This window comes from Candidatus Acidiferrales bacterium (genome assembly GCA_035934015.1).
GTDB lineage: Bacteria > Acidobacteriota > Terriglobia > Acidiferrales > UBA7541 > DAHUXN01.
This window is the reverse complement of the sequence record DASYYH010000023.1, coordinates 292734-319647: the sequence shown is the minus strand read 5'-3', so window position 1 is coordinate 319647 and position 26914 is coordinate 292734. Positions and strand designations below refer to the sequence as shown.

General features: G+C 57.9%; 23 protein-coding genes. 11 read left to right on the top strand and 12 right to left on the bottom strand.

Translation table 11 applies throughout. From position 1 onward, the window contains the following. Nucleotides 1–19: 19 nt before the first annotated feature. The 3 genes from VGR81_12105 to VGR81_12095 all read right to left on the bottom strand — a co-directional run bounded on the left by VGR81_12105 (nt 20) and on the right by VGR81_12095 (nt 2367). On the bottom strand, nt 20–1219 hold the full coding sequence (locus VGR81_12105; protein ID HEV2289687.1) for an MFS transporter: 1200 nt from the start codon (nt 1217–1219) through the stop codon (nt 20–22). 10 nt (nt 1220–1229) lie between these two features. Continuing rightward, entirely contained in the window at nt 1230–1805 is a 576-nt protein-coding gene (locus tag VGR81_12100; GenBank protein ID HEV2289686.1) for an AAA family ATPase, read from the bottom strand. 160 nt (nt 1806–1965) lie between these two features. Further along, complete coding sequence (locus VGR81_12095) at nt 1966–2367, bottom strand: hypothetical protein (protein HEV2289685.1); 402 nt, start codon at nt 2365–2367, stop codon at nt 1966–1968. Nucleotides 2368–2451: 84 nt separating this feature from the next. Here VGR81_12095 and VGR81_12090 point away from each other — a divergent pair, with 84 nt between their 5' ends. From VGR81_12090 to VGR81_12080, 3 genes are all read left to right on the top strand, one after another. Further along, complete coding sequence (locus VGR81_12090; GenBank protein ID HEV2289684.1) at nt 2452–2907, top strand: GNAT family N-acetyltransferase; 456 nt, start codon at nt 2452–2454, stop codon at nt 2905–2907. Nucleotides 2908–3029: 122 nt separating this feature from the next. Beyond that, nucleotides 3030–3521 carry a MarR family transcriptional regulator gene (locus VGR81_12085; GenBank protein ID HEV2289683.1) on the top strand — a complete coding sequence of 164 codons (492 nt, stop codon included), beginning with the start codon at nt 3030–3032 and terminating at the stop codon, nt 3519–3521. 39 nt (nt 3522–3560) lie between these two features. Beyond that, nucleotides 3561–5591, top strand: a complete 2031-nt coding sequence (locus tag VGR81_12080) for a chloride channel protein (GenBank protein HEV2289682.1) — start codon at nt 3561–3563, stop codon at nt 5589–5591. A 9-nt stretch (nt 5592–5600) separates the two neighbouring features. Here the strand turns inward: VGR81_12080 and VGR81_12075 are convergent, their stop codons facing one another. From VGR81_12075 to VGR81_12055, 5 genes are all read right to left on the bottom strand, one after another. After that, a complete protein-coding gene (locus VGR81_12075; protein HEV2289681.1) occupies nt 5601–7352 on the bottom strand; it encodes a DUF2207 domain-containing protein in 1752 nt (583 codons plus the stop codon). 10 nt (nt 7353–7362) lie between these two features. Then, nucleotides 7363–7932 carry a LemA family protein gene (locus VGR81_12070; protein ID HEV2289680.1) on the bottom strand — a complete coding sequence of 190 codons (570 nt, stop codon included), beginning with the start codon at nt 7930–7932 and terminating at the stop codon, nt 7363–7365. Between the two features lie 223 nt (nt 7933–8155). Beyond that, on the bottom strand, nt 8156–8425 hold the full coding sequence (locus VGR81_12065) for a hypothetical protein (GenBank protein HEV2289679.1): 270 nt from the start codon (nt 8423–8425) through the stop codon (nt 8156–8158). 138 nt (nt 8426–8563) lie between these two features. Continuing rightward, nucleotides 8564–8800 carry a hypothetical protein gene (locus VGR81_12060; GenBank protein ID HEV2289678.1) on the bottom strand — a complete coding sequence of 79 codons (237 nt, stop codon included), beginning with the start codon at nt 8798–8800 and terminating at the stop codon, nt 8564–8566. 668 nt (nt 8801–9468) lie between these two features. Further along, nucleotides 9469–10287 carry an RHS repeat-associated core domain-containing protein gene (locus tag VGR81_12055; GenBank protein HEV2289677.1) on the bottom strand — a complete coding sequence of 273 codons (819 nt, stop codon included), beginning with the start codon at nt 10285–10287 and terminating at the stop codon, nt 9469–9471. A 947-nt stretch (nt 10288–11234) separates the two neighbouring features. On the opposite strand from VGR81_12055, the gene VGR81_12050 reads away from it, so the two are divergent. The 5 genes from VGR81_12050 to VGR81_12030 all read left to right on the top strand — a co-directional run bounded on the left by VGR81_12050 (nt 11235) and on the right by VGR81_12030 (nt 19858). Then, nucleotides 11235–12776 carry a YifB family Mg chelatase-like AAA ATPase gene (locus VGR81_12050; protein HEV2289676.1) on the top strand — a complete coding sequence of 514 codons (1542 nt, stop codon included), beginning with the start codon at nt 11235–11237 and terminating at the stop codon, nt 12774–12776. Between the two features lie 200 nt (nt 12777–12976). After that, the gene (locus VGR81_12045; protein HEV2289675.1) at nt 12977–13441 is read left to right on the top strand and encodes an ATP-binding protein; all 465 of its coding nucleotides are present in this window, start codon (nt 12977–12979) and stop codon (nt 13439–13441) included. A gap of 199 nt (nt 13442–13640) precedes the next feature. Continuing rightward, complete coding sequence (gene mrdA, locus VGR81_12040; protein ID HEV2289674.1) at nt 13641–15551, top strand: penicillin-binding protein 2; 1911 nt, start codon at nt 13641–13643, stop codon at nt 15549–15551. Then, entirely contained in the window at nt 15548–16642 is a 1095-nt protein-coding gene (gene rodA, locus VGR81_12035) for a rod shape-determining protein RodA (GenBank protein ID HEV2289673.1), read from the top strand. The genes mrdA and rodA overlap by 4 nt, the downstream gene beginning before the upstream one ends. A gap of 192 nt (nt 16643–16834) precedes the next feature. Then, nucleotides 16835–19858, top strand: a complete 3024-nt coding sequence (locus VGR81_12030; GenBank protein ID HEV2289672.1) for an Rne/Rng family ribonuclease — start codon at nt 16835–16837, stop codon at nt 19856–19858. Between the two features lie 563 nt (nt 19859–20421). On the opposite strand, the gene VGR81_12025 is transcribed toward VGR81_12030, so the two are convergent. Beyond that, complete coding sequence (locus VGR81_12025) at nt 20422–20781, bottom strand: MmcQ/YjbR family DNA-binding protein (GenBank protein ID HEV2289671.1); 360 nt, start codon at nt 20779–20781, stop codon at nt 20422–20424. 10 nt (nt 20782–20791) lie between these two features. After that, nucleotides 20792–21403, bottom strand: coding sequence for a sulfite oxidase-like oxidoreductase (locus VGR81_12020; protein HEV2289670.1), 612 nt, complete (start codon nt 21401–21403; stop codon nt 20792–20794). Between the two features lie 159 nt (nt 21404–21562). Here VGR81_12020 and VGR81_12015 point away from each other — a divergent pair, with 159 nt between their 5' ends. Then, the gene (locus tag VGR81_12015) at nt 21563–22510 is read left to right on the top strand and encodes a bifunctional 5,10-methylenetetrahydrofolate dehydrogenase/5,10-methenyltetrahydrofolate cyclohydrolase (protein ID HEV2289669.1); all 948 of its coding nucleotides are present in this window, start codon (nt 21563–21565) and stop codon (nt 22508–22510) included. Nucleotides 22511–22531: 21 nt separating this feature from the next. Continuing rightward, complete coding sequence (coaE, locus tag VGR81_12010) at nt 22532–23131, top strand: dephospho-CoA kinase (GenBank protein ID HEV2289668.1); 600 nt, start codon at nt 22532–22534, stop codon at nt 23129–23131. A gap of 56 nt (nt 23132–23187) precedes the next feature. On the opposite strand, the gene VGR81_12005 is transcribed toward coaE, so the two are convergent. Further along, entirely contained in the window at nt 23188–23970 is a 783-nt protein-coding gene (locus tag VGR81_12005; protein ID HEV2289667.1) for a lysophospholipid acyltransferase family protein, read from the bottom strand. A gap of 55 nt (nt 23971–24025) precedes the next feature. On the opposite strand from VGR81_12005, the gene VGR81_12000 reads away from it, so the two are divergent. Then, complete coding sequence (locus VGR81_12000; GenBank protein ID HEV2289666.1) at nt 24026–25111, top strand: hypothetical protein; 1086 nt, start codon at nt 24026–24028, stop codon at nt 25109–25111. Nucleotides 25112–25136: 25 nt separating this feature from the next. On the opposite strand, the gene VGR81_11995 is transcribed toward VGR81_12000, so the two are convergent. After that, the gene (locus tag VGR81_11995; protein ID HEV2289665.1) at nt 25137–26804 is read right to left on the bottom strand and encodes an electron transfer flavoprotein-ubiquinone oxidoreductase; all 1668 of its coding nucleotides are present in this window, start codon (nt 26802–26804) and stop codon (nt 25137–25139) included. Between the last annotated feature and the right edge of the window lie 110 nt (nt 26805–26914).

Here is a 26914-nt window from a genome sequence, read left to right as displayed (position 1 = left end):
GAGAAGTGGCCAGCGCTCTTCAGCGTAGAAAGTAAACGAACCCTGCGCCCAAAATCATGAATCCTGCGCCGAAATAGAATCCCGCCGCTGGCGCGACGGCGCTCCACAGCGCCCCAACCACCAGGCTCGAAACGAAATCGCCGAGTCCGTTGACCGTCGCCAGCACGCCGAAACCCGTGCCGCGTATCTCCGGCGTCACCAGTTCCGCAGCCAGCGATTTTTCGGTCGCCTGCTCCGTGGCCATGTGAACACCGGCCAGCCCGAATAAAATCACCAGCCACTTCAAATCTGCCGGCGCAAAAACAAAGCCCACGCACATCAGCGCGCCGATTGCATACCCGAACGCAAGAATTTTTCTCTTTCCCGCGCGATCCGCAAGTGCGCCCACGGGGTACGATACCGCGGCAAAAACAACGTTATGGAACGTGTAAAGACCGATGGCCAGCGCAGATGCCCGCGTCGCACCATAGTGCGGCGCGAGAATCTGTCCGGCTCGCAGAATGAGCAGCGTCGGCGCGAAGTCGCCGATGCCGTGCGCAAAAACGCCCGCGAGAAAAAGCCGGAAATTTCGCGGCAGTCGCGCCAGGCTGTGAAAAAAACCAAAAGGCGTGTGCGCGGTCAGAGATTTCCCCGCGGGCACGAGCCAAAGAAAGCAAATCGCGGCCAGCAGCCCCGGCACAATCGTCCATCGCAAGGCAGCTCGCACGCCCGAAATCGAAACGAGCGCCACGGCAGTGAGCGGTCCGGCAATGGCACCGACGGTGTCCATCGCGCGTTCAAATCCAAACGCGCGGCCCAGTTGCTCCGCCGCAACGCCATCGGCGAGCAGCGCGTCGCGCGACGGGCTTTTTCCCCCGCGTCCCGCCCAGCCGAGCGCGCGCAGCACGAGCACCGCCGGCCAGCTTTGCGCGAGGCTGTAGGCAAACGTCGTAAGCCCGACAACGACGTATCCGCTCGATGCGACGGGCTTGCGCCAGCGCGGCCGGTCGGCGATCCACCCGCCGGCCAGTTTGCAAAAGCTCGAGAGGCCGTCCGCGACGCCTTCGATTGCGCCGAGTGCAATGGCCGGTGCGCCGACGAGCGCCAGCAGCGCGGGAAGTAGCGCTGTTGCAGCTTCGTGTCCCCAATCGGAGAAAAGATTTGCGAGCCCGATGCCGAGAACTGCGCGCGTGAACCAGCGAGTGTCTCGTGCCGTAGCGTTTCTGGATGGGGTGTTCACGGAGAAAGGTTTACGGAGCCGCCCTGTGCGGCGCGGCTCCACGCGCGATCGGCAGCGCCAGTGCAAAGACGCGCTCCGCCCACTCATGGCGGCTGTGGCCATCGAGCCACGCAGCGCGTTCGGCAACGCCCGAAAATGCCACATCGCCAAGTAGTTCGTTCAGCAGTTCGTGAATGCGCCGCTGGAAAGCGCGGTCCTCCGAACGAAATCCATCCGGCTGAATCTCCGCGCCGGAGGGTGGGACGCCGGCAAGAAGATCGTATGTCTTCATCCACCAGCCGAGCCACGCTTCCAGCTGCCTCTGGCGGCCGAATTTGTTCACCAGATAGCAGTAATTGTCGAGCACGGAGCGATCGCAGACGACGTGTGGCGCGTTCCTTGATGCATCCAGCTCCGCGGCAATCTGCGCATGAAGAATCCAGAGCTGGCCTTCGAGCGTTGTCGCCGCGTTCACGGGAAATGGCGACCGTCGCGCGACTTCCGTCACGAGCTCCACATTTTCTCCCGCTTTTTTCAGCAGCGAACAGATTTCGTATGCGAGCGTCGTCTTCCCCACGCCGTGTGTACCGATCAGTGCCAGCTTCAATTCCTGCCGCCTCCCGTAGCCTCGTTCCTTCTAGCACAGTTTCCGCGCGTGGCACAATGAAGCGCCGAAAAAGCCGCCGATATGCAAAGTTTCCGGTGCCGCGAACGAATTGTTTTCGCGCGCCATGTCCCCTACAATCAACTCGCGAAGAAGATAGAAATTACGCAAGGAGGGCTATTTGCGCGCCGTTTTGCAGCGTGTGACCAAAGCTCGGGTTGTGGTCAACGGCCAAACGGCCGGTGAAATTGGCCCCGGCCTTGTAGTTTTGCTCGCCATAGGCCGCGACGACAACGCCGCCACGGCCGCTACGATGGCCGAGAAAATCGTGAATCTGCGCATTTTCAATGACGATATAGGAAAAATGAACCGCTCGCTGCTCGATATGCGCGGCGCGTTGCTGGCTGTCTCGCAATTCACGCTCTATGGTGACACACGCGGCGGCCGCCGCCCGAGCTTCATCCAGGCAGCGCCGCCCGAACTTGGCAAAGCGCTGTACGAAGAATTTGTACGCGCCGCCGCCGCCCTCGGCGTCCCAACAGCAACAGGCGTGTTTCAAACTCATATGTTGATTGAATTGACGAACGACGGGCCCGTGACCATCCTAGTCGACTCTGATAAGCTTTTCTGAACTTGCAGCAACCGGCCGATGAAAAAAACTGCAAATCCTTGCGATGCCAAAATCCGCGCCGCGGAACTCCGGGATGCATCTGCCTTGGCTGTCCTTGCCGGGCAGCTCGGTTACTCCTCCACGCGCGAGCAAGTCGAAGCGCGTCTGCGGAAGATGTCCGGCAACCCTGAGCGCGTCGTTCTTGTCGCCGAGTTCTCGGATGGCACGCTTGCGGGCTACGCCGACTTATTTCTCTTTCACACAGTCGGCGCAGATGTCCGCGTCGAAGTCGGCGGACTCGTAGTGGGCGAAGCGTCGCGTTCGCACGGGATTGGTGCCATGCTCATGGCCCGCGCGGAAGATTGGGCGCGCGAAAAGGGCTGTTCGGTTATTGGCTTGCGGTCCAACGTGATTCGCGATGGCGCGCACCGTTTCTATGAAAACCTGGGCTACTGCGTTAATAAAACTCAGAAATCATTCCGCAAGACTCTCTGATCTTGCTTCAACTCCTTCGAGCGGATGCTGCCCGCCTGTTGAATCGTTGAGCACATCCGTGCAGGCCGCCGCATGTATCGTCTTTCGATTTTGCATCGCCTTACGATATAATTTCTCCGGCTTTGAAGACACGTACAAACAAAAAGTTCAATTACAGAGCGCTCGCCGAATTCCGTTACGAAATCCGGCGCTTCCAGAATTTGAGCGAACAGGCCGCCCGCGCGGCGGGCATTGAGCCGCAGCAGTATCAGGCCCTGCTTGCCATCAAGGGCCTTCCGGACGCGTCGAAAGCGACCGTTGGAGTGCTTGCCGAAAGGCTGCAAATTCAGCATCACAGCGCCGTGGAACTCATCGACCGTCTCGAATCGCACGGCCATCTGAAGCGAACGCGCAGTCGCGCCGATCGTCGCAACGTCCTTTTGCGCCTCACGCATCGCGGCGAAGAAATCCTGAGGCAGATTGCCCTTTTTCACCGCGCCGAGCTGCGCTCCTCCGGACGCACGATTCTTCGGGCGCTGGAGACCGTTATGGCGCACGCGTCAAGAGAAAAGCATTCGGGAAACGATACCGCTCCCAGAAACTCAAACGCGCGCACAAGAAAATCGGGCAAATAGCGCCTTCCAGAACCGCCAGCAACAGAACGGGAGATTTCAGTGGCAAAAGCACAAGTTGCGCTTCCAGAATCGGGGACCGGCGGTACCTTCCGGATCGGGTTCATTTCGCTTCTCGCCGCGCTCATCGGCATCATCGCCGGCGTCATCGCATACATTCTCTATGATCTAATTGGCCTCTTCACGAATCTTTCCTACTACCACACACTGTCATTCCATTTCCGAAGTCCTGAAGGAACGCACCTGGGTTACTGGGTGATTCTCATTCCGGTGATCGGCGGTTTGATTGTTGGCGTGATGGCGAAGTACGGCTCGGCAAAGATCAAAGGCCACGGCATTCCGGAAGCCATGGAAGCCGTGTTGACGGCCAGAAGCCGAATCGAAGCGAAAGTTGCGATCTTAAAGCCGCTTTCCGCCGCCATCGCCATCGGTACCGGAGGTCCATTCGGCGCGGAAGGGCCAATCATTCAGACCGGAGGGGCGGTCGGTTCGCTTGTCGGTCAGTTCATCGCCACCACCGCTTCCGAACGCAAAGTCCTCCTCGCCTGCGGAGCCGGCGCCGGCATGGCGGCGACCTTCAACACTCCTATCGCCGGCGTGATTCTTGCTATTGAGCTGCTTCTTTTCGAGTTTCGCGCCCGCTCCTTCATTCCTCTGGTCATCGCGACGACTATCGCGACCTTCGTTCGTTCCGTCCTTCTCGGCCAACACTCCATGTTCTCTATGGACCCCAACGTCAACTTCGACGCCCTTCACGGCCTGCCTTGGTATCTTCTTCTCGGCGTCATTTGCGGCTTCGCCGCGATTGGCTTCACGAAATTCCTCTACTGGACAGAGGATCTCTTCGATCGTCTTCCGATCGATGACCTTTGGCATCCCGCTATCGGCGCATTTTTCCTCGGCGTAATCGGCTTTTTTATTCCTCGTGTGCTCGGCGTTGGTTACGGCACAATTTCCGACATTCTTCACAACAATCTCGCCCTGAAAGTTCTTGTCCTCCTTATGATCTTCAAAGCCGTGGCGCTTGTGATTTCCCTCGGTTCTGGAACCTCCGGCGGATTGTTGGCCCCCATGTTTATGTCGAGCGCTGCTCTGGGCGGCGTTTTTGCGATGATCATCAATCATTTTATTCCCGGAGCGCATTTGTCTCCCGGAGCGTATGCGCTCGTCGCTATGGGAGCGGTATTTGGCGCGGCCGCGCGGGCCACATTCGCGTTGATCGTTTTCGCTTTTGAGATCACGCGAGATTACAACTCCGTCTTGCCGTTAATGATTACCTGCGTAATCGCAGACATGATTGCAATCCGCTACTTGCCGAGTTCCATCATGACCGAGAAGCTTACGCGCCGCGGCTTGACAGTCCCCACAGACTTTGAAGTCGGCGTGCTGAATGTCGTCAAGGTGAGTGAAGTCATGCGCACGGATGTTCCTTCGATCCGGCCGGAAATGACCGTTGGTGAACTAGCTGACCGCATGGGACGCGGCGATTCCGGATTCAACATGATTCAGGGCCTGCCGATCTGCGGGCCCGATGGCAAGCTTGTCGGCATCGTTACGCAGGGAGACTTACTGCGCGCCTTGAAGATCGATTCCTCGGGGAAAATCAAAGTAATAGACGCTGGGGGGAGAACACCCATCGTCGCATACCCGGATGAGCGCGCCTTCGACGCACTCTACCGCATGTTGCAAAATAATATCGGCCGCTTGCCCGTTGTCAGCCGTGACGGCACGCAAAAATTGGTGGGCTATTTGAATCGCTCAAGCATCTTGGGCGCCTGGACGCGCCAGATTGAAGATGAGAGTCTGCGCGAGCACGGGTGGATCGACGCGATCCTCCGAACCGGCGAATATACCCGGCATACCGAACGCCGCTTGCTGGTGGGAATGGTCGCCGATTTACAAGAAGCAAAGCTGGAATTGGATGTGACTTCCGATGGGCGAGTGCAGCGGTTCCTCTTTAAGCTGAGTGAGCCGTTGCCGGGGATTGCGGTTGGAGACGTGGTAAAAGTCACCTATGTAGAAGGAACGGACGGAAGAATCATACAGCGCGTGGAGGAATTGCGCGCGCGCTGAGACTTGAATTTAAAATCCGCCTCCCCCGCCGCCTCCGAATCCGCCGCCGGAAAATCCTCCCCCGCCGAATCCCGATCCGCCGATCCCACCGCCTCCCGCGCTGCGCGGCGTCGAAGCCATCGCGGCTCCCGCCTGCATGGACATGAAATTCAGTTCGTTGATGAGCAGAAACGTCTGAAACCCGCCGCCGTACGGCCCCGAATACCATTGCGGCGGCTGTTTGCAGATGTCCTGAAACGCGCCCGCCCATTTTTTCTCCACGCGCAGCGCCATCGCGTACGGCAAATATTTTTCGAACATTTCCGGCGTCTTTTCGATGCGCTCGATGCGATCCTTTTCCACGCGGCTCAGAAAATCCTCGAATCCCAGCACTTTTTCGAGCTCGCGTTCGCCCGGAACCGATCGTGCGGACATGAAATATCCGAATCCGCCCACGATCGCCGCCGTCAAAATCCCCGCGACCACTACTGTCACGAACGAAACGCCTGTGGCGTTCGACAGAAATCCTGCCGCGAAAAATCCGCCGAATCCGATGATTAATGCCGCGCCGATGAACCCCTGACGCAACTGATCCGGCCGTCGCAAATAGTAACCGTCGCTCATCAGTGCTTCAAAGACGCGGTTCCGCAACGGCGGCAGATTCACGTAAAAACTATTCTGCAAATCCGCCAGTGAGACCTGATCCGTCGCGCCATCGTCGAAAAATCCCGTCAATAAAACTTGTTCATGCGGTTTCAAGCTGGTCCATTCCGTCGCCGGCTTCGTGCGATGGAAAATGTAATTCTTATGATGGACCATCCCCATCATCTCGCTGTGGTCCTGTTGCTCGATGGTCAAATATCCCCGCACAGCCAGGTCCACGATCGTCGCCGTGATGTCGCGCATGGCCACTTCATTGTCAACGAGCGTCCCGCACTCCGCCGGGCTCATGCTATCGGGCGGCTCATATTGCACGGTAATCGCATTTCGCCGCGGGTCGCGTCCTTTCGAATACCACAGCCAGCCCATCAGGAAAAATGCGAGGATGGGAATAAACAGCGGCCAGTTCGCGCGCAAAAAAAGAATCGTCTGCGCCACAATTCCCGGCTCATTCGTAAATCCTTTGTCCCAGCCGACTGCTGCGGTCAGCCCCTCCTGCGGCGCCAGCTCGCGCTCGGTGCGGATCTCGACCACATTTCCCGCCACCTTCACATCCGCCTGCTGCCCCCGCGCGCCGTATGCTCCCGTGAACGCTTGCGCGTGCAGCCCCGTCACACCTGCGGGCAGCTCGATGCGCGCCGTGGCGTTTTCGATCGGCATCTGCCATTCGTTGCCTGTGATGTTCCAGTAGAGCTCGTCATGATCCGGAAAATATCGCAGCGCGCGCAGCGTCCGATAACGAATCACAATCGTGCGCGTCGCGTTCACCGCATTGGACACGTAAATCTTCAGTTGCTTGTATTGCCCGTGGCTGCTGACTTCATATCTCAGATCATTTCCCGAAGCGTCCGTCACGCTCTGCACTTCGAGGAAAAGCGAATACGTGAATCCCAGCGAATCGTGGTATTCGACCGGAATCGTGCGATAGATGCCATTCCACGAGCCTTCAAATCGCACATCCAGCGTTTCCGTGACCTCGATCGTCGAATCCGCATGCACACTAATCTGAACGTTGAAATTTTGAATCGTGAGTTGCCGTGCCGCAGCAGGACGCGCCGCCGTCAGCGCGGCAGCGAGCAGAATGGCGAGATAAATTGCGGCCCGGCGGAGCTTGCGCATCATACCTTCCGCGCTACTGCGCTGCGCCTGCCTGGAAACTGACCTTTGGAGCTTCGCGTTCAGCGGGCGCCGAGACTTCGAAAAACTCGCGCGTCTTGAAATTGAACATGCCCGCGATGATGTTCGACGGAAACACGGCGATCTTCGTATTGAAGTCGCGCACCACGGCGTTGTAGTAGCGCCGCGCATTCTGAATGCTGTCTTCGAGCTGGTTCAGCGTGTTTTGCAGTTGCGTGAAGCTCTCCACCGCGCGCAGTTGCGGATACGCTTCCGACAGGGCAAACAATTGCCGCAGCGCGCCTGTCAGCATGTTTTCCGCGTCCGCTTTCGCCGCCGGCCCTTGCGCGGCCATCGCTGCGTTGCGCGCCTGCACCACGCCTTCGAGCGTCGTTTTCTCGTGTGCCGCGTAGCCCTTCACCGTCTCCACCAGATTCGGGATCAAGTCGTAGCGCCGCTTGAGCTGCACATCGATGTCCGACCACGCATTGTCGCATTGCACGCGCAGCCGGATAAGCCCGTTGTACATCCCAATGACGATGAATATGACGACGACTACCGCCGCCAGTACAATCCAGCCAATCATGACGCCTCCTGCTTAAGCATACGCCTAAATGCGCTCCGATGTTTCACGCCAGCACGCGACTCGATCGCGCTCCCCACCCGTCTCCGGATGACGCGACGCCACCCCGAACTTAGCCGCCGTGGCGGATGGCGGACCAAACCGAAGGGCGCGTGGCACATCCTTCGCGCTCGGGCTGCGGCAACCAGCCCGAACTGAAGAAGTCGCGAAGGGTGAGTCTCAGTCCTTAGTAGGTTAACACGCGCGTTTGTTTCGCTCGCGCGCCCATTCCGCGCAAGCATACGTACCCCTCGTCAGTTTGTAAAGCGCACGCGCGCATGGCCACGCGCTTCCCGCCGAAGAAGACGTACTCGTTGGTGATCGTCCCGCTGCTGTTCGACTCGTCGAGGATTTCCGTCCCCGCGCCGCCTGCGCTGAGCGAAGCCGAAGCGTACCAATAAACCGTGCCGCTGGATTTCTCGATACGCTTGCCATCGCCATCGTACACGTAATTCACGCCCGCCGATGACTCCAGAGACGGAAAATCCCACGCTCACAAAACGAGCATGGGGCACCCGAAAAATCAAAAGCGAGGCCTGGGCCGCCCACCCAGGTCACCAACGGACGTAAAGTCAGATCTGATCCGATGTTGGACCTATTTCTCGTCTCCGTCCTCTAGACCCGTGAAACGAATCTGAATCAGGCCCCCACCGTTCGGGTGCGTACAAGTCCCATAGATGACTATCCCCTTGAACGTCACAGCAATTGAATTCAGGATTTGGTTTACCGTGACGTCTTTCATTTCAGCGGGAAGATGGGGCAGTCCTGGTGCTGGCGTCGCCAAGAGCTGCTCTGAAAGCTGGAGAGGCACGCGCAGTCCCAGTTTTGTCATCGCTGTCTTCAGCTCTCTCGTGCTTTCGACAGAACCAATCACGATAGCCGGATTGTATCGACCCATTGTGCTGATTTTGAGCAAGGAAACCCTTGTTTGCAGAATCGCGGTTGAAGGTTCGCCGACTCTCACTGAGATTATTTTTTGAGGCTCCTCCGCTACGTTGACTCCAGCGTCGCCACGAAAAATCTGCTGGACTGCCCCTAGGGCCATAAGATTCCCGGACGGTTGCGATACGGCAATTCTCGGGAATGCAACGAACTCCATGCTATCCTTCTGACAGCTGCCCGCATAGTCCAAGCGTCCTGCGTGCCCCGAGGTGCGAAGGGCGGATCCAAGATAGTTCAAGAGGCTGTCTTCGTCCTGTGCGCTGACGAAAAACGACCGTGAGTCTGGCTGGGTCCTGGCCCGTGCCGATATCTGCAATCCTAGGACAACGCTGAGCGTGAGAGTCAACGCGGCTCCTGCCTTGAAATTCATAAGCAGTTCCCCTTTCTTTTCACGGTACCAGATCCCGCACAATGTTCGTGACGGTCCCGTTCACGACCCGGGTTTCATGCTCGAACCGAGTCGTCAGATTATAGTTTTTCCCGTTATACCTGACGGTAAATGTCTGTCCCGTTTTGACGTCGACATTAAAGTTTTTGGGTAGGCTAACACTGTGTGGCTTATTGTTTTGATCGTAGTTGACGTACCCTAGCTCTGTCGGTCGCATCGCCGTGATTAAGAGGGATAAATTTTTTGTCTGAGGTAGTCATCGAGGATGGTGCCCCCGACGTATGCTCCTGTAAGCTGTAGCCATTGCCGGTCAGCGGCTGGCCCTCTGAATTCTCTAGTTGATAGTGGAAATCCGAGTAGGAGCCGTGATTCTCAGTTTTGTCAGGCTCAATCACAAACTTGCTGGGCGTGTCGTCAGTGTTTGTCTTCTGTTGCGTCGCATGCTGCTCGTCTGACTGTACGTTTGCGTTTGCGCCGGCAGCTTGCTGCGAATTAGAAAGCTGCTGCCCGTCGCCTGTGTTCGACGGCGCAGGAGGCCCGTCACCTTCCCGAGCCGCCTCGGTTTGCGTACTTCCTGCGCAAAAATCGACCCAGCACAACCCCTCAGTTCCCGACAAATGTCCATCGAGATCCGCAAACGTCTCCGGGTTGTCGCTGACCATAGCATACAGGTTCAGCGTCTGCGGATTCGTCAGATTCGCGTACGGCACCGGCGCAGGCACTGCGCTCCAATCCGCCGAAAGCCATCTTCCTAACCGCGACGTGTAATACCGCGCGCCGAAGTCGTCGTTGCCCGTCTCCGTGTCGCGCTCTTTGCCTTCGAATTTGTAGTGCTGCGTGCAGGTGTTCGTGATATCCCGCTCCCCGCCAAACGGATAGAAATCCGCATCGTAACACACCGACGTCTGCCCCGCCTGCACCATGGTCCGCGAGCTTCCCAGCATGTCCTCTTCGTAATAGTAGATGTTGCCGCTCGTGACGTTGCGCATAGCCACGTTTTTTTCGTTGGATATACCATAAACGTGCCGCCGAGCATGATACCATTTTCGCACGTCACTCCTGAGGTTGTTTATCGGATGCCCCGTCGCTCGGGTTGCGAGCGTGGGCGGTTCAGTCATGCCTAAGGGCCTCAATGCCGGGTGGCCCATTCTTCGCGCTCGGGCTGCGGCATGCAGCCCAAAGTGAAGAAGTCGCGAAGGGTGGATTCCAATTCTCTGTAGGGACTTGCCTGTTGTGGCGAGCGGTTCTTTCGCGCTCTTCACGTCCCGACACTCGTTGTGGGGAGGACCCGGCCGTTTCCCATTCGTGACACCGTATCCACACCCATTGTCTCTGGCATTTTCGTGGCAACTATGCTTCGCTAGTCATGTTGTCAATTGAGTTGATAAGGAGCCGCGTGAGTAGGCCATACGCCAAAGAAAACCCGCTCTGCCTGCCGCTTGCCCGCCGCGGCGGGAGGCAGGCCCGGAGCGAACCTCCCGCAGAGAGAATCCCAGCAAACCGCCTCATTTCTAATCGCCAACTCCCAGAATTAGAATTGCCCGCAACTCACAGAAAACAAAGCACAACAAATTTTCTAATCGTTAATTTTGGCGCTTCCTCGCAGAGGCGATCCTTTCCCCGGCGACGCTGCTCCTATCGCCCCCTCTCTTTTACCTCTTCGCGCCCTCATCCATTCCCGAGGAACCTGTCCCGCTCTCGATCTACGCCATTTCTAATCGGGACACCAACGTTCAGTGAGTTTCGCGTAACTTGCAGAAAACAAACGGCGACACCTCATTCTAATCGGGACAGATTTCGGCCCTTGTTCAATCCCGTTTTCGCCTTCTCCGCAACTTCCGGCATCTGCCCTTTCCGCCGTGCGTTGGTCTGGCGTGGAAGTGCATTTTGCGTTATCTTCACGTCGCGCAAAAGGAGCGCACGCCTCCCTCTCTCCATGCTCTTTAAGTCATTCAGCGCCGCGGTTTACGGCATCGACGCATATCTCGTCGAGGTCGAAGTCGACGTTGGCCCGGGCCAGCCCGGGACCTTCAATGTCGTCGGCTTGCCGGACATTGCCGTGAAGGAAAGCCGCGAACGCGTGAAAGCCGCACTGAAAAATTGCGGCTTCGATTACCCCGGCCATCTCGCGGTGACTGTGAATCTCGCGCCGGCGGACATGCGCAAGGAAGGCTCCGCATTCGATCTTCCCATGGCCCTCGGCCTGCTTGGCTGTCAGGGAACCTTCTTCGGCAAAATTCTCGAGGACTACGTTTTCATCGGCGAACTTTCCCTCGATGGCAGCGTGCGCTCCGTGCGCGGAGCGCTTTCCGCAGCGCTCGCTGCACGGGACAAAGGCATTCACAATGTCGTCGTGCCCGAAGCGAATGCACGCGAGGCCGCCGTCGTCGACGGCATTCGCGTCTTCGCTGTGAAGTCGTTGCCCAAGGCCGCCGACCTTATCAATTCGCCGGAATCCTTCGCACCCATCGGCGTCGATACGCGCCAGATGCTTTCCGAAGCCGCGCAGTATCCCGTGGATCTGCGCGATGTGCGCGGCCAGCAATCCGCGAAGCGTGCGCTCGAAGTCGCCTGCGCCGGTGGCCACAACATTTTATTCATCGGCCCGCCCGGCGCTGGAAAAACGATGCTCGCCAAGCGCATTCCCACGATTCTCCCGCCGATGTCGCTTGAAGAGGCCATCGAAACCACGCGCATTCACAGCGTCGCCGGCGTTCTCGACGATTCGCGTGGCCTCGTTGGGACGCGGCCGTACCGCTCGCCGCATCACACGATCAGCGACGCCGGCCTGATCGGCGGCGGCGCGATTCCCCGCCCTGGCGAAGTCTCACTGGGCCATAACGGCGTGCTGTTTCTCGACGAGTTGCCGGAGTTTGAGCGAAATGTTTTGGAAGTTTTGCGCCAGCCTCTCGAAGATGGAATCGTGTCCATCGCGCGCGCGGCGCTTTCTGTCAGTTTCCCCGCACGCTTCATGCTCGCCGCAGCGATGAATCCCTGCCCCTGCGGATTTTTCGGCGATCCCACGCGCGATTGCCACTGCACACCGATGCAGATCCAACGCTACGTTTCGAAAATTTCCGGGCCGCTGCTCGACCGCATCGACATTCACATCGAAGTGCCTGCGGTCAAATATAAGGAACTGCGCGGCGACGCCGACTCGGAATCTTCGGCTGCGGTGCGCCAGCGCGTGATGGCCGCGCGCCGCGTTCAGCAGGAGCGCTTTGCCATCGAAAAAAAAATCTATGCCAACGCGCAGATGCCACCGAAGCTTCTCCGCAAGCACTGCACCATCTCCGCAGAAGGCGAAAAATTGCTGGAGACCGCCATCCAGAAATTGAGCCTTTCCGCGCGCGCACACGATCGTATTTTAAAAGTTGCCCGCACGATTGCGGACTTGGATGGCGCGCCGGAAATTCTGCCGCGCCAGCTCAGCGAAGCCATCCAATACCGCACGCTCGACCGTTCCTACTGGGCCTAGTGACGAACAGCAACAAAAAAAGAACGAAACGAACAAATTCAGCCATGGAAAACATTCGTACTATCGCCGTGTGACTTCATGCCCATAGCGCGCCGTGCAAAGCGGCGTTACCATATCGGGCATCGCCGGTTTGATTGACTTCCCAGCCACAGCCGTGCGAGCATATCGCGCTTTTTCGTGCGACTGACAAACGGGTGTTGATGCACTCCCAACGCATTGAAGTGACTCTCGACACGGTGCTCGAGAGCGTGGATCTGGCAGAAGAGATTGCCTTGCGCGTGGCCGGCGAGTCCGGCTTCGACGAAGACGACTGCCACAAAATCGGCATGTCCGTGCGCGAGGGAATCATCAACGCATACAGTTACGGCAACCGCCAGGAGCACGGCCGCAAAATCGGAATGATTATCGAGATCGAGGAGCGGCGCCTTGTGGTTCATATCCGCGACGAAGGCGAAAATTTCAGCCTCGCTGATGTTCCCGATCCGCTTGCGGAAGAAAATCTCCTGCGTACTTCCGGTCGCGGAATTTTTCTGATGCGCGCGTTCATGGATGAATTCGATATCCAGCGCGGGCCGCACGGCGGCACGGAACTGGTGATGAGCAAGTGGCTTCCTTCATCCGCAGGAAGCGGCGGCCTGACAGCGAATCCCTCTGCATCGCATTAACTCCATCCGAGATTTTTTGCGCACCGGGGTGCTATCTAACAAGACAAGCGAACTTGCGCAGCTACGGAGCAAGTGCTACGTTGAATTTTACCTTTCTTTCCGCCGGGAGTTGAGCGAGGGCACGACTCATCCCAGAAATGCGCGGAAGTAAGAAGAGGTATCGAGCGGGTTTCTCAGGACCCGCCGCGCGGGAGTTTGCGTGGCGAATTGGGTAGGCAACGATCAGAGACTTCCTCAGGGACGATTAATCCTCGTTTCGTACTGCATTGTTCTGGGGGTTGTTCTTCTGCTTCTCGGTTTTTGGAAATTGCAAATCATTCAGTCCGGCCACTTCGCGGATCTTGCGGAAAGAAACCGCATCCGATCCATTCCGATCATTGCGCCGCGGGGAAAAATGCTGGATCGCAACGGCCGCGTGATTGTTGACAACTATCCTTCCTTCAGCATTCTTCTGCTGCGCGATGATCCCGCACAAATCAAGAAGGACATGCCACAGATTACATCGGGCCTCAATATCACGGCGGAGGATCTCAAACAGCAGCTCGATGCCGCGCGCGACGAACCAAAATTCCAGCCGATTGTCGTGAAACCGGAAGCGAGCGAAGCGGACCTTGCGTTCGTTGAGTCCCATCGCGTGGATTTGCCGGAACTCGAATTGATGCTGGTGCAGCGGAGAAAATATCCGCCGAATGATTTCCTCGCGCATGTGATCGGGTACGTCGGCGAAGTTTCGCCGGAACAACTCGAAGAGTCTGGCGACAAGTACAAGCCCGGTGACATCGTGGGCAAAGCGGGCCTCGAAAAACAATATAACGACACCTTGACGGGCACGGACGGAATGCGGCGAGTGATCGTGAATAGCATCGGGAAGCCGGTGCGCACGCTCGACGACATGGAACCAATCCCGGGAAAGCCGATCCGATTGACGATCGACATGGACTTGCAGTCCGTCGCGGAGGATGAGCTGGCCGGGAAAGTCGGATCCGTCATCGCCATGGACCCACGCAACGGTGAAATTCTGGCGATGGCGAGCCATCCGGCCTATGATCCGAATGATTTCTCGGTACGGATTTCAGGCAGTGAGTGGAAAACGCTGAATGCAGATCCCAACAAGCCGCTGCTGGATCGCGCCATTCAGGCACAACTGGCTCCGGGGTCTGTGTTCAAAATTCTGGAGTCGGTGGCGATGCTGGAATCGGGTATGCCCCCGCGGGATTTTCATGTCTTCTGCCCCGGCTACGCAACTTTTTACGGGCGCGTCTTCCATGACTGGGTGTGGTCCACCCACCACTCAGGCCATGGCGATGTTGGCCTACACACCGCAATTGTCCAATCGTGCGACGTGTTCTTTTACAATGTTGGTGAACGGCTAGGCGTTGACCGGCTTGCCTACTACGCAACGTCCCTTGGGCTGGGAAAGAAGACCGGAATCGATCTTCCGAGCGAGGAAGCAGGGCTGGTGCCGTCGTCGCAATGGGTAGAGAACACCTATCACCATAAATGGTATCCCGGCTCGACGATTTCACTCGCGATCGGCCAGGGCCCCATTGAGGTCACCCCCATCCAGCTTGTACGCACGATCGGCGGAATCGCCTCTGGAGGAGTCTTCTACGAACCGCACCTGCTCAAGGATTTCGGCCCTGTAAAGGTCGTGCGATTCCCAATATCGGAGAACACAGTCGAACAGGTAACTGATGGGATGTACGGCGTAGTGAACGAGGATGGGGGCACAGCTCATTTGCTCGGCTATCCGATTTTGGTGCAGGCGAAGCTTCAGAACGTCGAATTCTGCGGGAAGACGGGAACAGCCCAGACCATCAGTGCGCAGGCTCTGGAGCGCGTTTCCGCCGGAGGAAGGGGCGCTTATGGCTACAACACGTGGTTTGTGGGATTCGCGCCAAAGCGAAATCCAGAGATTGCCATAGTGGTACTAGTACAGGATACACATTTGGAGGCCGGTGGGATAGCGGCACCGCTGGCAGCACGCTTTATCGAAGCATATTACCAAGAGAAACTGGGACAACCGATTCAGGAACTACAGGCCAAGCAGGCGGCGCCTCAAGGGCCGGCGCATGCGCAGCTCGTCAAAACAGCCCCGCAAACGCAATGAGAGAGCGACGAAGCGGATTTGACCTCGATTGGTGGCTGCTGGCCATCGTGCTGACGATTTGCTTGGTTGGGCTGCTGGAAATCTACTCCTCTACGCACGGAAGTTCGCTGCACGGAATGCAATGGAAGCAGTTGACGTGGATCGCAATTGGACTGGCGGGGATGCTGATCCTGTCGCGGATCGACTACAACACGCTGCTCGACCAGTCGCTGGTCCTCTACCTGGTATGCATTGGTGCACTGATTCTGGATTTGGCCGCAGGACATTCACGATTCGGGGCGCGAAGGTGGGTGGCTATTGGCGGCGTCGATTTGCAGGTGTCAGAGCTGGCAAAGTTGATTATAATCATTGTGCTGGCGCGCTATTTCAGCGAAGTGCGAACGGAGCGGCTGACACTGGCTGATTTGGTGAAGGTAGGTTTGGTGGTGGGCGTGCCGGCCGGACTGGTTTTGCTCCAGCCAGATCTGGGAACGGCAATGGTGCTTTTCCCGGTGGCAGTGGTGGGAGCATTTCTCGCGGGGATTAATTGGAAGCACGCGGTAGCGGTTGTGGCGCTTGGAAGCTTGGTGGCTGTAGCGGGATGGAACGGACATTTCCTCAAGCCGTACCAGAAACAACGCTTGTCGACCTTCCTGAATCCAGCAGAAAATCCGCGCGGCGCTGGTTACCAAATCCTGCAATCGGAAATTGCTGTGGGTTCGGGCGGATTCTGGGGCAAAGGGTTTGGCAAAGGGAGCCAAAATCAATTAGGATTTGTCCCGGTCCGGTATTCGGATTTCATCCTGGCCGCGCTGGCAGAGGAGCAGGGATTTTTCGGGGTACTATTGGTCATACTGTTGTACCTGGCTCTGCTATTGCGGCTGGTGGATAACGCCCAAAAAGCAAAAGACCGGGCGGGGATGTATATCGTGATGGGGGTAGCCGCGATTCTAGCGTTTCATGTACTGGTCAACGCTGGAATGGTGATAGGGTACATGCCTGTGACGGGCATCCCGCTACCGTTTATGAGTTACGGGGGATCGTCCACGATTTTTGGATTTTTGGCTCTGGGCCTGGTGATGAACGTGAGGACAAAACGATTCGTCAACTGAGCGCAGAGAAAGTTTGTACTCCGGAAGCGCATGGCGCACCGGAAATCATAATTGGGGAGCGAGGAGCGCATCGGATGAAGTGGAATGCGAGGGAAAGAAATGAATCCCTCCGGGCCGCCCCGGAAATGCCGGGACACTCGCGTGCAAATATGCACCGCGCGGCTGAGCGCCGATGCTCCCTGAGGAGTTCTCATGGCGAAGGAGATGGTGGTTTGCGCGAACCCGCACGAAACGCGGGTCGCGATTTTGGAAGATGGACAGCTTTGTGAGATTTACGTCGAACGAGAAAAAGAATTTGCGTTAGTCGGCAGCATATACAAAGGGCGAGTGACGCGCGTGCTTCCCGGCATGCAATCGTCCTTTGTGGATATCGGCCTCGATAGCGACGCATTCCTTTACGTCACAGATTTCCTGCAAGACGTAGAAGAATTCGACACGGTGGTTCACACCGTCGAGGAAAAGATTCACAAGATGGAAGACCAAGGCGGCCAGGCATTCGGCGGAACAGGCGCACCTGGACAAGGAGCGATCGAGCCGATTGACGTCGAGCCGCTGCCGGGCGAAACAATCCATCCCGGAAACACCGGCGGCGAGTCTTCGCAACCGGCAATGAGCGCGACGGGACGGGAGCAGCATGGTTATCACGGGCGTCCTTTTGGGCGGGGTGGCAGATCCAGGGACGATCGCGGCGGGTACGGCCGTGGCGGGCGGGATCGTGGACGCGGAGGGCGCGGCCGCGACGGACGGTACGGTGGACGAGACCGCGGGCGGCATGGACGTGAGTTGCCTTCGTCGAAATACGCCTCGCACCGGCCATATGAGCCATCGGAAGCGGGGCCGACTGAACCATTCGAGGCAGTTCTGTTGCCGGGCGAGTCGCTCTCGGTGCTCAAAGCGAGCCCTATAACTCCGGTTACAAGCGCGGAGCCCATTGCTGAAACTAGCGGCGAAGCGAAGCCGGAGATGGAATTCGGCAATGCAATACCTGAAAATGATGGCGCTCCGGAAGTGACCCCCACCGCGGAAGAAAACGCACAGGAAACCGGTGCGCCAGAAGCAAGCGCTCAGGAGGCGGGCGCGCACGCGACGACGCCACAGGAGGCCGCTGAGCCGTTTCCGCCTGGTTATTCGCGCGGAGGCCATGGCGATCGGGGCGGGCGTTACGGGCGGGATCGTGGACGCGACAGACACGGCCGCGGAAGACGCGAGTTCGGCCGTCGCCAAGAAGAACCGAGTCAAGGCTGGGCGACGGCGCTAGAGCCACTGCCGGGAGAGTCGCTGGCGAAGGCGAAATCGCAGGAGACGACGGCAAGCGCTGGCGAATCACATGTGGCGTTTGTCTCCGAAGCACAGGAGACGCACGTTCACGAAAAAGAGATTCACGAGGACGAGATTGTCGAGGGAGACAAGGATCCCGCGGCGGTGATTGCGCATGAGGAGACCACCCATTTTGTCGAGCCGGACGAAGTGCCTCACGCGGCGGAGTTGAGCGAAGAGGAAGCCGCGGCGCTTGCGGAGCAGGTGGCCGAAGCGCAGCAGGAAGAAGCGGAGCGCAACGCCGAGGAGGCTCGCGCCGCGGAAGCGCAAGAAGCTGCGGAAAATGAAGACGGCCAGGAAGCAGGCTTCGAAGAAAATGGCGTGCAGGCCGCGGCGGAAATGACAGAGATTGACGAAGGCGCATCAGACGCGGAGCGCGACGCGATCGAAGATGAAGATGCTATTGGCGAAGCCGGTGAAGTGGAAGAGGACGAGGAAATTCCTTCTGGCGTGAGCGAAGCGGACGCAGAAGCCATCGCGGAAGCGATCGAACTTGGCGAGCAGGCGGCGGAGCAGGGCGCGGAAATAGCAGCGAAAGAAGATGAAGAGCAGCCTCAGCCGATGCAAGCGCGCGTGCGCGGCGATTTTCGCGCGCGTATGCAGCGACCAATGAGGCGCGGCGGACGAGACCGCGGACGCGGGCGGAAACCATTCCGAGGACACGGCGGACATCACCGGGGACAGCCGCGGCGGACGCAGTTGATTTCCGATTTGCTGAAAGCGGGGCAGGAAATCATCGTGCAGATCGCGAAAGAACCGCTCGGCAAAAAAGGCGCACGAATCACGAGTCATATCGCGCTGCCGGGGCGATTCTTGGTTTATATGCCGACACTCGATCACACCGGCGTGTCGCGAAAAATCGCGTCGGCGGAAGAGCGTTCCCGTTTGCGGCATCTCGTGACCGAAGCGAAAGGGGCGGCCGGCGGCGGATTCATCGTGCGCACGGCTGCGGCGAGCGCGGCACCCGAGGAAGTGCGCGCGGACGTTGAATTCCTGACGAAGACCTGGGCGGAGATCAAAGAACGCGGCGAGCAGCGCAAAGCGCCGTCGCTGCTGCACCGCGATTTGAACCTCGTCGAGAGAATTCTCCGCGACTATTTGAGTTCGGATTACACGGCGATCTGGGTCGATTCGGAGGAGGAATACACGAAGGTTCTGGAATTCGTGAGCCGCTTCCAGCCGACGCTGGCGAACCGCGTGAAGCTGTTCACGAAGTCGACGCCGATTTTCGAGGAATTCGGGATTCAGCAGGAAATCGACAAAGGGCTGCGGCCAAAAGTGTGGCTGAAATCGGGCGGCTACATCGTGATCAATCACACGGAAGCGCTCGTGGCCATCGACGTCAACACGGGGAAATTCGTGGGTCGCGGATCGAATCGCCTGGAAGACACGATCGTCAAGACAAACATCGAAGCGGTGAAGGAGATCGTGCGGCAAATCCGGCTGCGGGATTTGGGCGGGATCATCATCATCGACTTCATCGACATGGAGGAGCGGCGCAACCGCGAAAAGGTGATGGCGGCACTCGAAGATGCATTGAAGTCGGACCGCGCGCCATCAAAGGTACTGCGCTTCAACGAATTCGGGCTTGTGGCCATTACGCGCAAACGCACGAAGCAGGCGCTGGAGCGCACGCTGTGCCAGCCGTGTCCGTACTGCACTGGCTCGGGCATGGTGAAGTCGATTCCGACGCTGTGCTATGAGATTCAGTCCGAAGCGCGCAAAATGGCGCCGGAGCTCGATTCGGCGAGCCTGACGCTGCGCGTGCATCCGGAGATCGCCAAGGCGCTCAAGACACGCGAATCGGCGATGATGGATGAGCTCGAACAATTGACGCGCAAGAGCATCATTATTCAAGCCGACCCGACCCTTCACTGGGAGCAGTACGACATCTACTGAGGAAATGAGTGCAAGCGTCGGGTCCACCTGTTTTGGGGCAGACCCTTACAAAACGCAGCCGCCAAAGACAATTAGCGATCGTGGGGGTCGCCGCTTCCGAACGCAAGCAATCAGCTGCCTACTCTAAAACGGCACGATGGGTTGCTCTTGCGGCATTGGAACTTCGTTTCCAGTTGCTGCTCGCGAGACAAGTCAGCATTATGCTTCGCGGTAGCCTTTTCGCATTCGCTGTGGCTTAGGGTGCTTAAAACCACTACCGTCTTGCCAGTGCGCCTGCTGATCCTTACGACTTCATATCTTTCTTTGGCCATAATCGCTTTCGTTTTTCCCTCAAGTAGAGCCATACCAAGACACCGACGAAAATGACCTTGGGGAACGTCCACTCGAATGAAGCAACTGTCCGTAGGCTCAAATGGAAAAACGCACCGAGCGCGCCTGCCAAGAATCCGCCTACCACGGACGCCAACATTAGCCCCGCGTAGGCTAGAACGATTGCAAGTAGGACTTTCCCTACGGATTTCATGTGTTCCCTCTGTGGGTCCCGATTATAACCCTTACCCTTCTTACGGGTAATCAGCTTTGGAATGGCGGTCGATGTGCTTCTTTGAGCGGCGCTTGCTCGCTGCCGCCAATCGCGCCGCGCCTTTAAGCAAGTCGCGCAGGGCATCGGGATGGACGCGGGAGAGGCGGACTAAGACCCACGGATAATTCAAATAGTGGTTGGTGATGTAGTAGGTCTCCGGCTCGGCAGCCATCATTTCTTCGCGCTCTTCGAACGTCGTACCCACGACAAGCGATTCGCCATCTTCTTTCAGTCGCGCGATCAGCTTGCCGTGAATTTTGAACGCTGCGGTTCCATAGGACGTGCTTTCTTCCACGCCATCGAGCTTCAGCGCCATTTTGCGAACGTCATTGAACGTCATCGCGCTCTCGCTAATCCGTGTCGAAGCGTTGCTCTTTGAAGGGATCGCCGTACATGTGATAGCCGTTCTGCTCCCAGAAGCCGGGAGCGTCGTGGGCCATGAATTCGATGCCGCGGACCCATTTCACACTCTTCCAGGCGTAAAGGTGAGGGACGACAAGGCGCAGGGGATAGCCATGATCGGGTGGCAAAGGTTCGCCATTGTGGCGCAAGGCGAAAAGCGTCATGGGCCGCGTGAGATCTTCGAGCGGAACGTTGGACGTGTAGCTCTGCTCGGCATGAACCATCACATAATGCGCTTCAGGACTGACCTTCACGAGTTTCATCACTTCGGTGAACAGCACGCCTTCCCAGCGCACGTCGAAACGGCTCCAGCGGGTGACGCAGTGCATATCCGCAGTGACTTCCTTCATCGGCAGGCGATTAAATTCGCCCCAGGTGAGACGCACGGGCTTTTCGACAAGTCCTGCGATGCGAAAGTCCCAGCGCGCAGGATCGAAGCGCGGCACGGCGCCGTAGTGCAGCACAGGCCACTTTAAGGTGAGAGACTGGCCCGGCGGCAAGCGGCCCTCGCGCCGCATTTCCTGTTCGCGTTCCTTGCGCTCGTTGCCTTCAAAAAACATCGACTGGAATTCCTCAACGACTGTTCCATTGTACTGGAATTTCGACGCTGTCAGAATTTTGCGAAACTTCTTCGCCAGAAAGAGGTCCGCGCCGGCAGTGCGAATTTCGCTATGTTATGATGTGCTTTCGAACTCGATTGACACGCCCAGGAGAGAATTTTGACGGCTCGAATTCTTAATGGAACGGCGATTCGCGACGAAATCTACGCGGAGCTGGAGCATGAGGTCGCCGAACTCGCGTCGGTCGGTATCCGGCCGGGACTGGCTGCAGTGCTTGTGGGCGACGATCCTGCGTCGAAAATTTACGTTCGCAGCAAAGTCGCGGCGTGCGAACAACTGGGCCTCTGCAGCGAGCACATCACTCCAGCGGCAAACTCGACAACGGCCGAATTGCTGGCGCTCGTCAACGATTTGAATTCGCGCGACGATGTGGATGGGATTCTGGTGCAGTTGCCACTGCCTGCGCAGATCGAAACGCGAAAAATTCTCGAAGCCGTGGACCCGGCGAAAGACGTCGATGGATTCCATCCGATGAACATGGGCGAACTCGTTGAAGGTCGGCCGCGGCTCGTGGCGTGCACGCCGCTCGGCGTGATGGAGATTCTGCGGCGCAGCGGAATTCCCATCGCGGGCGCAGATGCTGCCGTCGTGGGGCGCAGCAACATCGTCGGCAAACCGATGGTGCTTTTGCTGATGCACGCGGATGCGACGGTGACCGTTTGCCATTCCAAGACGCGCAACATGCGAAAATTCACGAGCCAGGCGGACATCGTGATTGTGGCTTCCGGACGCCCTGGACTGATTATGCCGGAAGACATCAAGCCGGGAGCGACGGTCATTGATGTCGGCACGACGCGGATAAGTGATTCACGGCTAGCGGCGGAGCTTTTCAAACATTCGCCGCAGAGACTTGAGAAGTTCAAAGAAAAAGGCTTCGCGCTCGTCGGCGACGCTCACCCCGATGTCGCGCAGGTGGCCGGCGCGCTGACGCCAGTCCCCGGCGGCGTGGGGCCGCTGACGATTGCCATGCTGATGAGCAACACGGTGAAGGCCGCGCGGCTGCGACGCGGATCGCGGGCGCAGGAAAAAGCGGCGTCGCGGCGCTGAAGATTTCTCGATGATGAATGTATGCTGACCGTCGGACTCACGGGAGGAATCGCCAGCGGCAAGACGACGGTGGCGCGAGTCCTCAAAGAGTATGGCTGCACCATCATCGAAGCAGATCTGCTGGCGCACGAATACCTTAAGCTGGAAAATCCCGTCGCGACAGAAGTGATCACGGAATATGGCCGCGACATCACCGATGCGACCGGAAACATTGACCGTGGCAAACTGGGCGAAATCGTTTTTGGCGATGCCGAAAAGCTGAAACGCCTTGATGCGATCATTCATCCGCACGTGTTGCGCGAGATCACGAGGCAGCTCAAGAAACTCGCCGAGCCGGGAGGACCTGCCATAGCAGTTGTCGTCGCTGCGCTGCACATCGAGAGCGGCTATTACAAGAATTTCGACCGGCTGGCCGTTGCGTGGTGTACCCGCGAGCAGCAGATCGAGCGCGCGATGGGCCGCGGGCTCACGCGAGGACAGGCGGAAAAACGCATTGCGTCGCAGATGGCCATCGACGAGAAACGCAAATTTGCCGACGATTTGATCGATTGCTCACAAACGCTCGCCGAAACGCGGCGGCAAACCGAAGAGGCACTCGCTCACTGGAAGAAACTAGTTTGAGCGATTGCGCCGCCGGGCCACGATCACGAAGCAAAACACGAAAAACCGAAGGACAATTAGGCGGAATTCCATTCACAGCGGATGCGCGCGCGTTCTGCTTCGCTGAGACTGAACCACGATTCCGCGACGTCGCGCACGCGTTCGAGCGAAGCCTGCATTTTGACATGCTTCTGCTCCATCATTTCGCGTGAAGCGTCAGGCGGAACGTAAATCAAGGGTGCGATAACCATGACAGCGCGTGAGAAAAGATGCGGGACCTGAAAAAGGTCCCAGGACTTTTCAAATGTGGTGGCGCGCTGGAGTCCGATGTGAAACATGAAAACTGGCTGCCCCGTTTTCCGCGCGAGCATGACCGGCCCCGGTTTGGCGATGTAACGCGGGCCGCGCGGGCCATCAATGGTGAATGCGACGTCCTTGCCTTCTTCCAGGCGCTGCGCCATCACGACCAGGCCCTTCAGACCGCCGCGCGATGAGCTCCCTTGCGCCGTGCCGAAACCCAAACGCTCGATAACCCGGCGCGTCCATTGGCCATCAAAGTTCGTGGTGTTCATGACGACTACGCCGCGATTGCGCCACCACCAGATGGCCGAAAAAATCGAGCGATGCCAGAACGTGCCGATCAGACGCTCACCGCGGTCGTACGCGTGTTGGGCATGCTGCCAGCCGAGGACTTCAAAGCGCAGGGTAGGACCGATGAGGCGCACGGCAAAATAGACAGCCCATGCGATGACCGGAATCTGCATGCGACGCCAACGCGAGAGCTGCGGCAAGCGAGTATCGTAATGAAGGTTAACGGATTCCGGTTCGCGCTCCACACCGGATGTGGCTGGCTCGCTCATTCACGTATAGTATAGCAACCGCGCATGCGGCTGATTCACCGCTGATGAAATGCGAATGAAAAAGACAATCGCGGCGACATGCAAAGGGGGGATGCTCGGGATTGGAGTGATTCTTCTGGCGCTCGCAGGCACGAACGTGCACGCGCAGGATGCCAGTGCCGCACAACGCGAGACGCTTGGGCAAGTGAGTGGGAGTGACGTCACTGTAACAGGGCCAGCGAGCGCGCCGGCGGAAACGAGCGGAAGCGGGTCGCCGAACATGTTTTCCGTTGCCGATGGAAGCACGATCGTGGTGCATTCGGGGAAAGCGCGGCTGGATTTCACCGGCGGAGGCGAGGCCGACATCTGCGGGCCGGCGAAACTCACCGTGCTGGACTCGGGCGAAGCACTGACGATCGCGCTTAGCTTTGGACATGTGCACGTGAAAATCGATGCGCTGCGGCCAATCATGATTTATACGCCGACGATTCTGGCGACTCCGATTTCGATTCAGGAGCAACCCCGCGAGATGACGCTGGGAATTTCGAATTCGGGAGCCATGTGTGTGGCCGCGACGCACGGAGCTGTCCAAGTCCAGCAGCAACTAAGCGGCGAGACGCTGGTGATTCCCGAGCCGAGTACAGTGGAGCTGCGAGACGCGCCGTTCGGCGCTCGTCCAGCAACGGCAGGAACTTGCACCTGTGATTTTGGAGAGACAGTTGCACAACGAGCGACCACTTCGGCAATCACTGCTGCTCGGAATCAGACGACCGGAAGTTCTCCTAAGACTTCCGTGGTATCAACGCCAGCTAAGACTATTGAGCCACCGGCGGCAAAAACGGCCGTGACATCCGCAAGCAAATCAGCACAACAATCCACTTCGCCGAGGCGTGAAGCCGGTGTATACACAGCTAGCAATCCGACTCTGAAGGCTTCGTACCTGAGTATCGGCGACGATACGGAAAGTGCCACGGTTTCCGCAGTACCCCTCAGCGTGGCGACGCTCATCTTGGCGAAGGAAGCGGATGTCGAGACAGGGTGGACTTTTCACGGAGACGTGATTGGACCGCCCCAAGCGCTGGCTCATAGGACAGCAAAATCGCAGAAAAAGAGGGGATTCTGGAGCCACCTGCGGGCATTCTTTTTCGGAAGTAAGAGCTGAAATCGCGGAGACACGCCACAAACCGCTACATACCTTCGTAGTTCGGGCCGCCTCCGCCTTCCGGTGGAATCCAGGTGATTATCTGATAGGGATCGGCGACATCACACGTCTTGCAGTGCACGCAATTGGACGCATTGATTTTCAGGCGCGGCTCGCCCTTATCGAGAACCATCTCATAGACTGCGGCGGGACAAAAATACTGGCAGGGATTGCCAAATTCGCGAACGCAGCGGTCCGAGCAAATGTTGGGATCGGAGACGACGAGATGGCAGGGCTGATCTTCCTCGTGGCGTGTGCCGGAGTGATATACGTCCGTGAGGCGATTGAATGTGAGCGTGCCATCGCCTTTGAACCGCGTGGATTGATCGACGAGCTCACGGGGACGATCGAGTTTGTGGTAATCCTCGTAGCCCGGCGCGCAGCGCATCGGGTCGACAAGACCTCGCCCGCCGCTGATGAATTGCAAGCCGGCGTGAAAAATGCCTTTCCACATGCCGCCGTGAAAGCTCTGATGGAAATTGCGAATAGGCCAGAGCTCCTCGCGAATCCAACTTGACTCCAGCTTGCGCGTATAGGCACTGAGCGATTTTGCGGATGTGTCGCCAGCGACGAGCGCGTCGTAAATTGTCTCCGCAGCGAGCATGCCGCTTTTGAGCGCGGTGTGGATGCCCTTGAGGCGCTGCGAATTGAGCAAACTCGCCGAGTCGCCGATAATCAATCCACCATCGAAATTGTTTTGCGGGCGCGAATACCAGCCGCCGTAGGGCACAGTCTTCGCGCCGTAACGAACAAGCTTCCCGCCCTCGAGAATCCGGCGAATCCAAGGATGGGTTTTGAATTTCTGAAATGCCTCGTGCGGATCGAAGAGCGAGTCGGCATATTCGAGACTGATGACCATGCCGAGAGACACGCGACTGTCGGGCATGCCATAGACCCACCCGCCGCCGTATTTGTGCGAATCGAGCGGCCAGCCGGCGGTGTGCGCGACAAAACCCGTTTCGATCCGGCCGGGCTGCACGTCCCACAATTCCTTGATGCCGATGCCGTAAATTTGTGGATTTACGCCATCGAGATGAAAATGATTGACGAGGTCTTTCGTGAGCGAGCCACGCGGTCCTTCGGCAAACACGGTTATTTTCGAGCGCAGTTCGTAGCCTGGAGTGAAGTTGTCTTTCGCCTTGCCGTTCTTGTCAACGCCCTTGTCTTCCGTAATTACACCGCCAATTCCGCGGCCTTCGTAAATCAGCGAGGCGCCGGCAAACTGCGTGAAAACGTTGACGCCGGCTTTCTCAACGAGCCCGCCGAGCCATTTGGTTAAGCGATTCAGCGAAACAACATAGTTGCCATGGTTCTTGAATGGAGGAGGCGTGACGGGCAATTTCCACGCACGATTTTGGGTGAAAAAATAAACGGCATCGCCGATGACCGGAGTGTCGAGCGGGGCGGATTTCTCAAAATCAGGAACAAGCTCACGGAGCGCACATGGGTCCATAATTGCGCCGGAAAGCTGATGTGCGCCAAGCTCACGCGCCTTCTCAAGGACGTAGACATTTTCGGGAGAAAGCTTCGGCGTGCGCCCAGCGGCATTGTGCTGTTCGATCAGGCGCGAAAGATGAAGAGCGCAGGCAAGTCCGGCAGGGCCGGCACCGACGATAAGGACGTCGGCTTCGAGCGTCTCGCGTTGGACGGGCATAAACAATTATTGTAACAGAACAGGAGCACTGGACTTTTCTGTCGCGACAGGAAATTGCGGAAAATTTTTCACACGCATTTGCTCTCGCGAGAGAAGCATGAAGCAGGGAG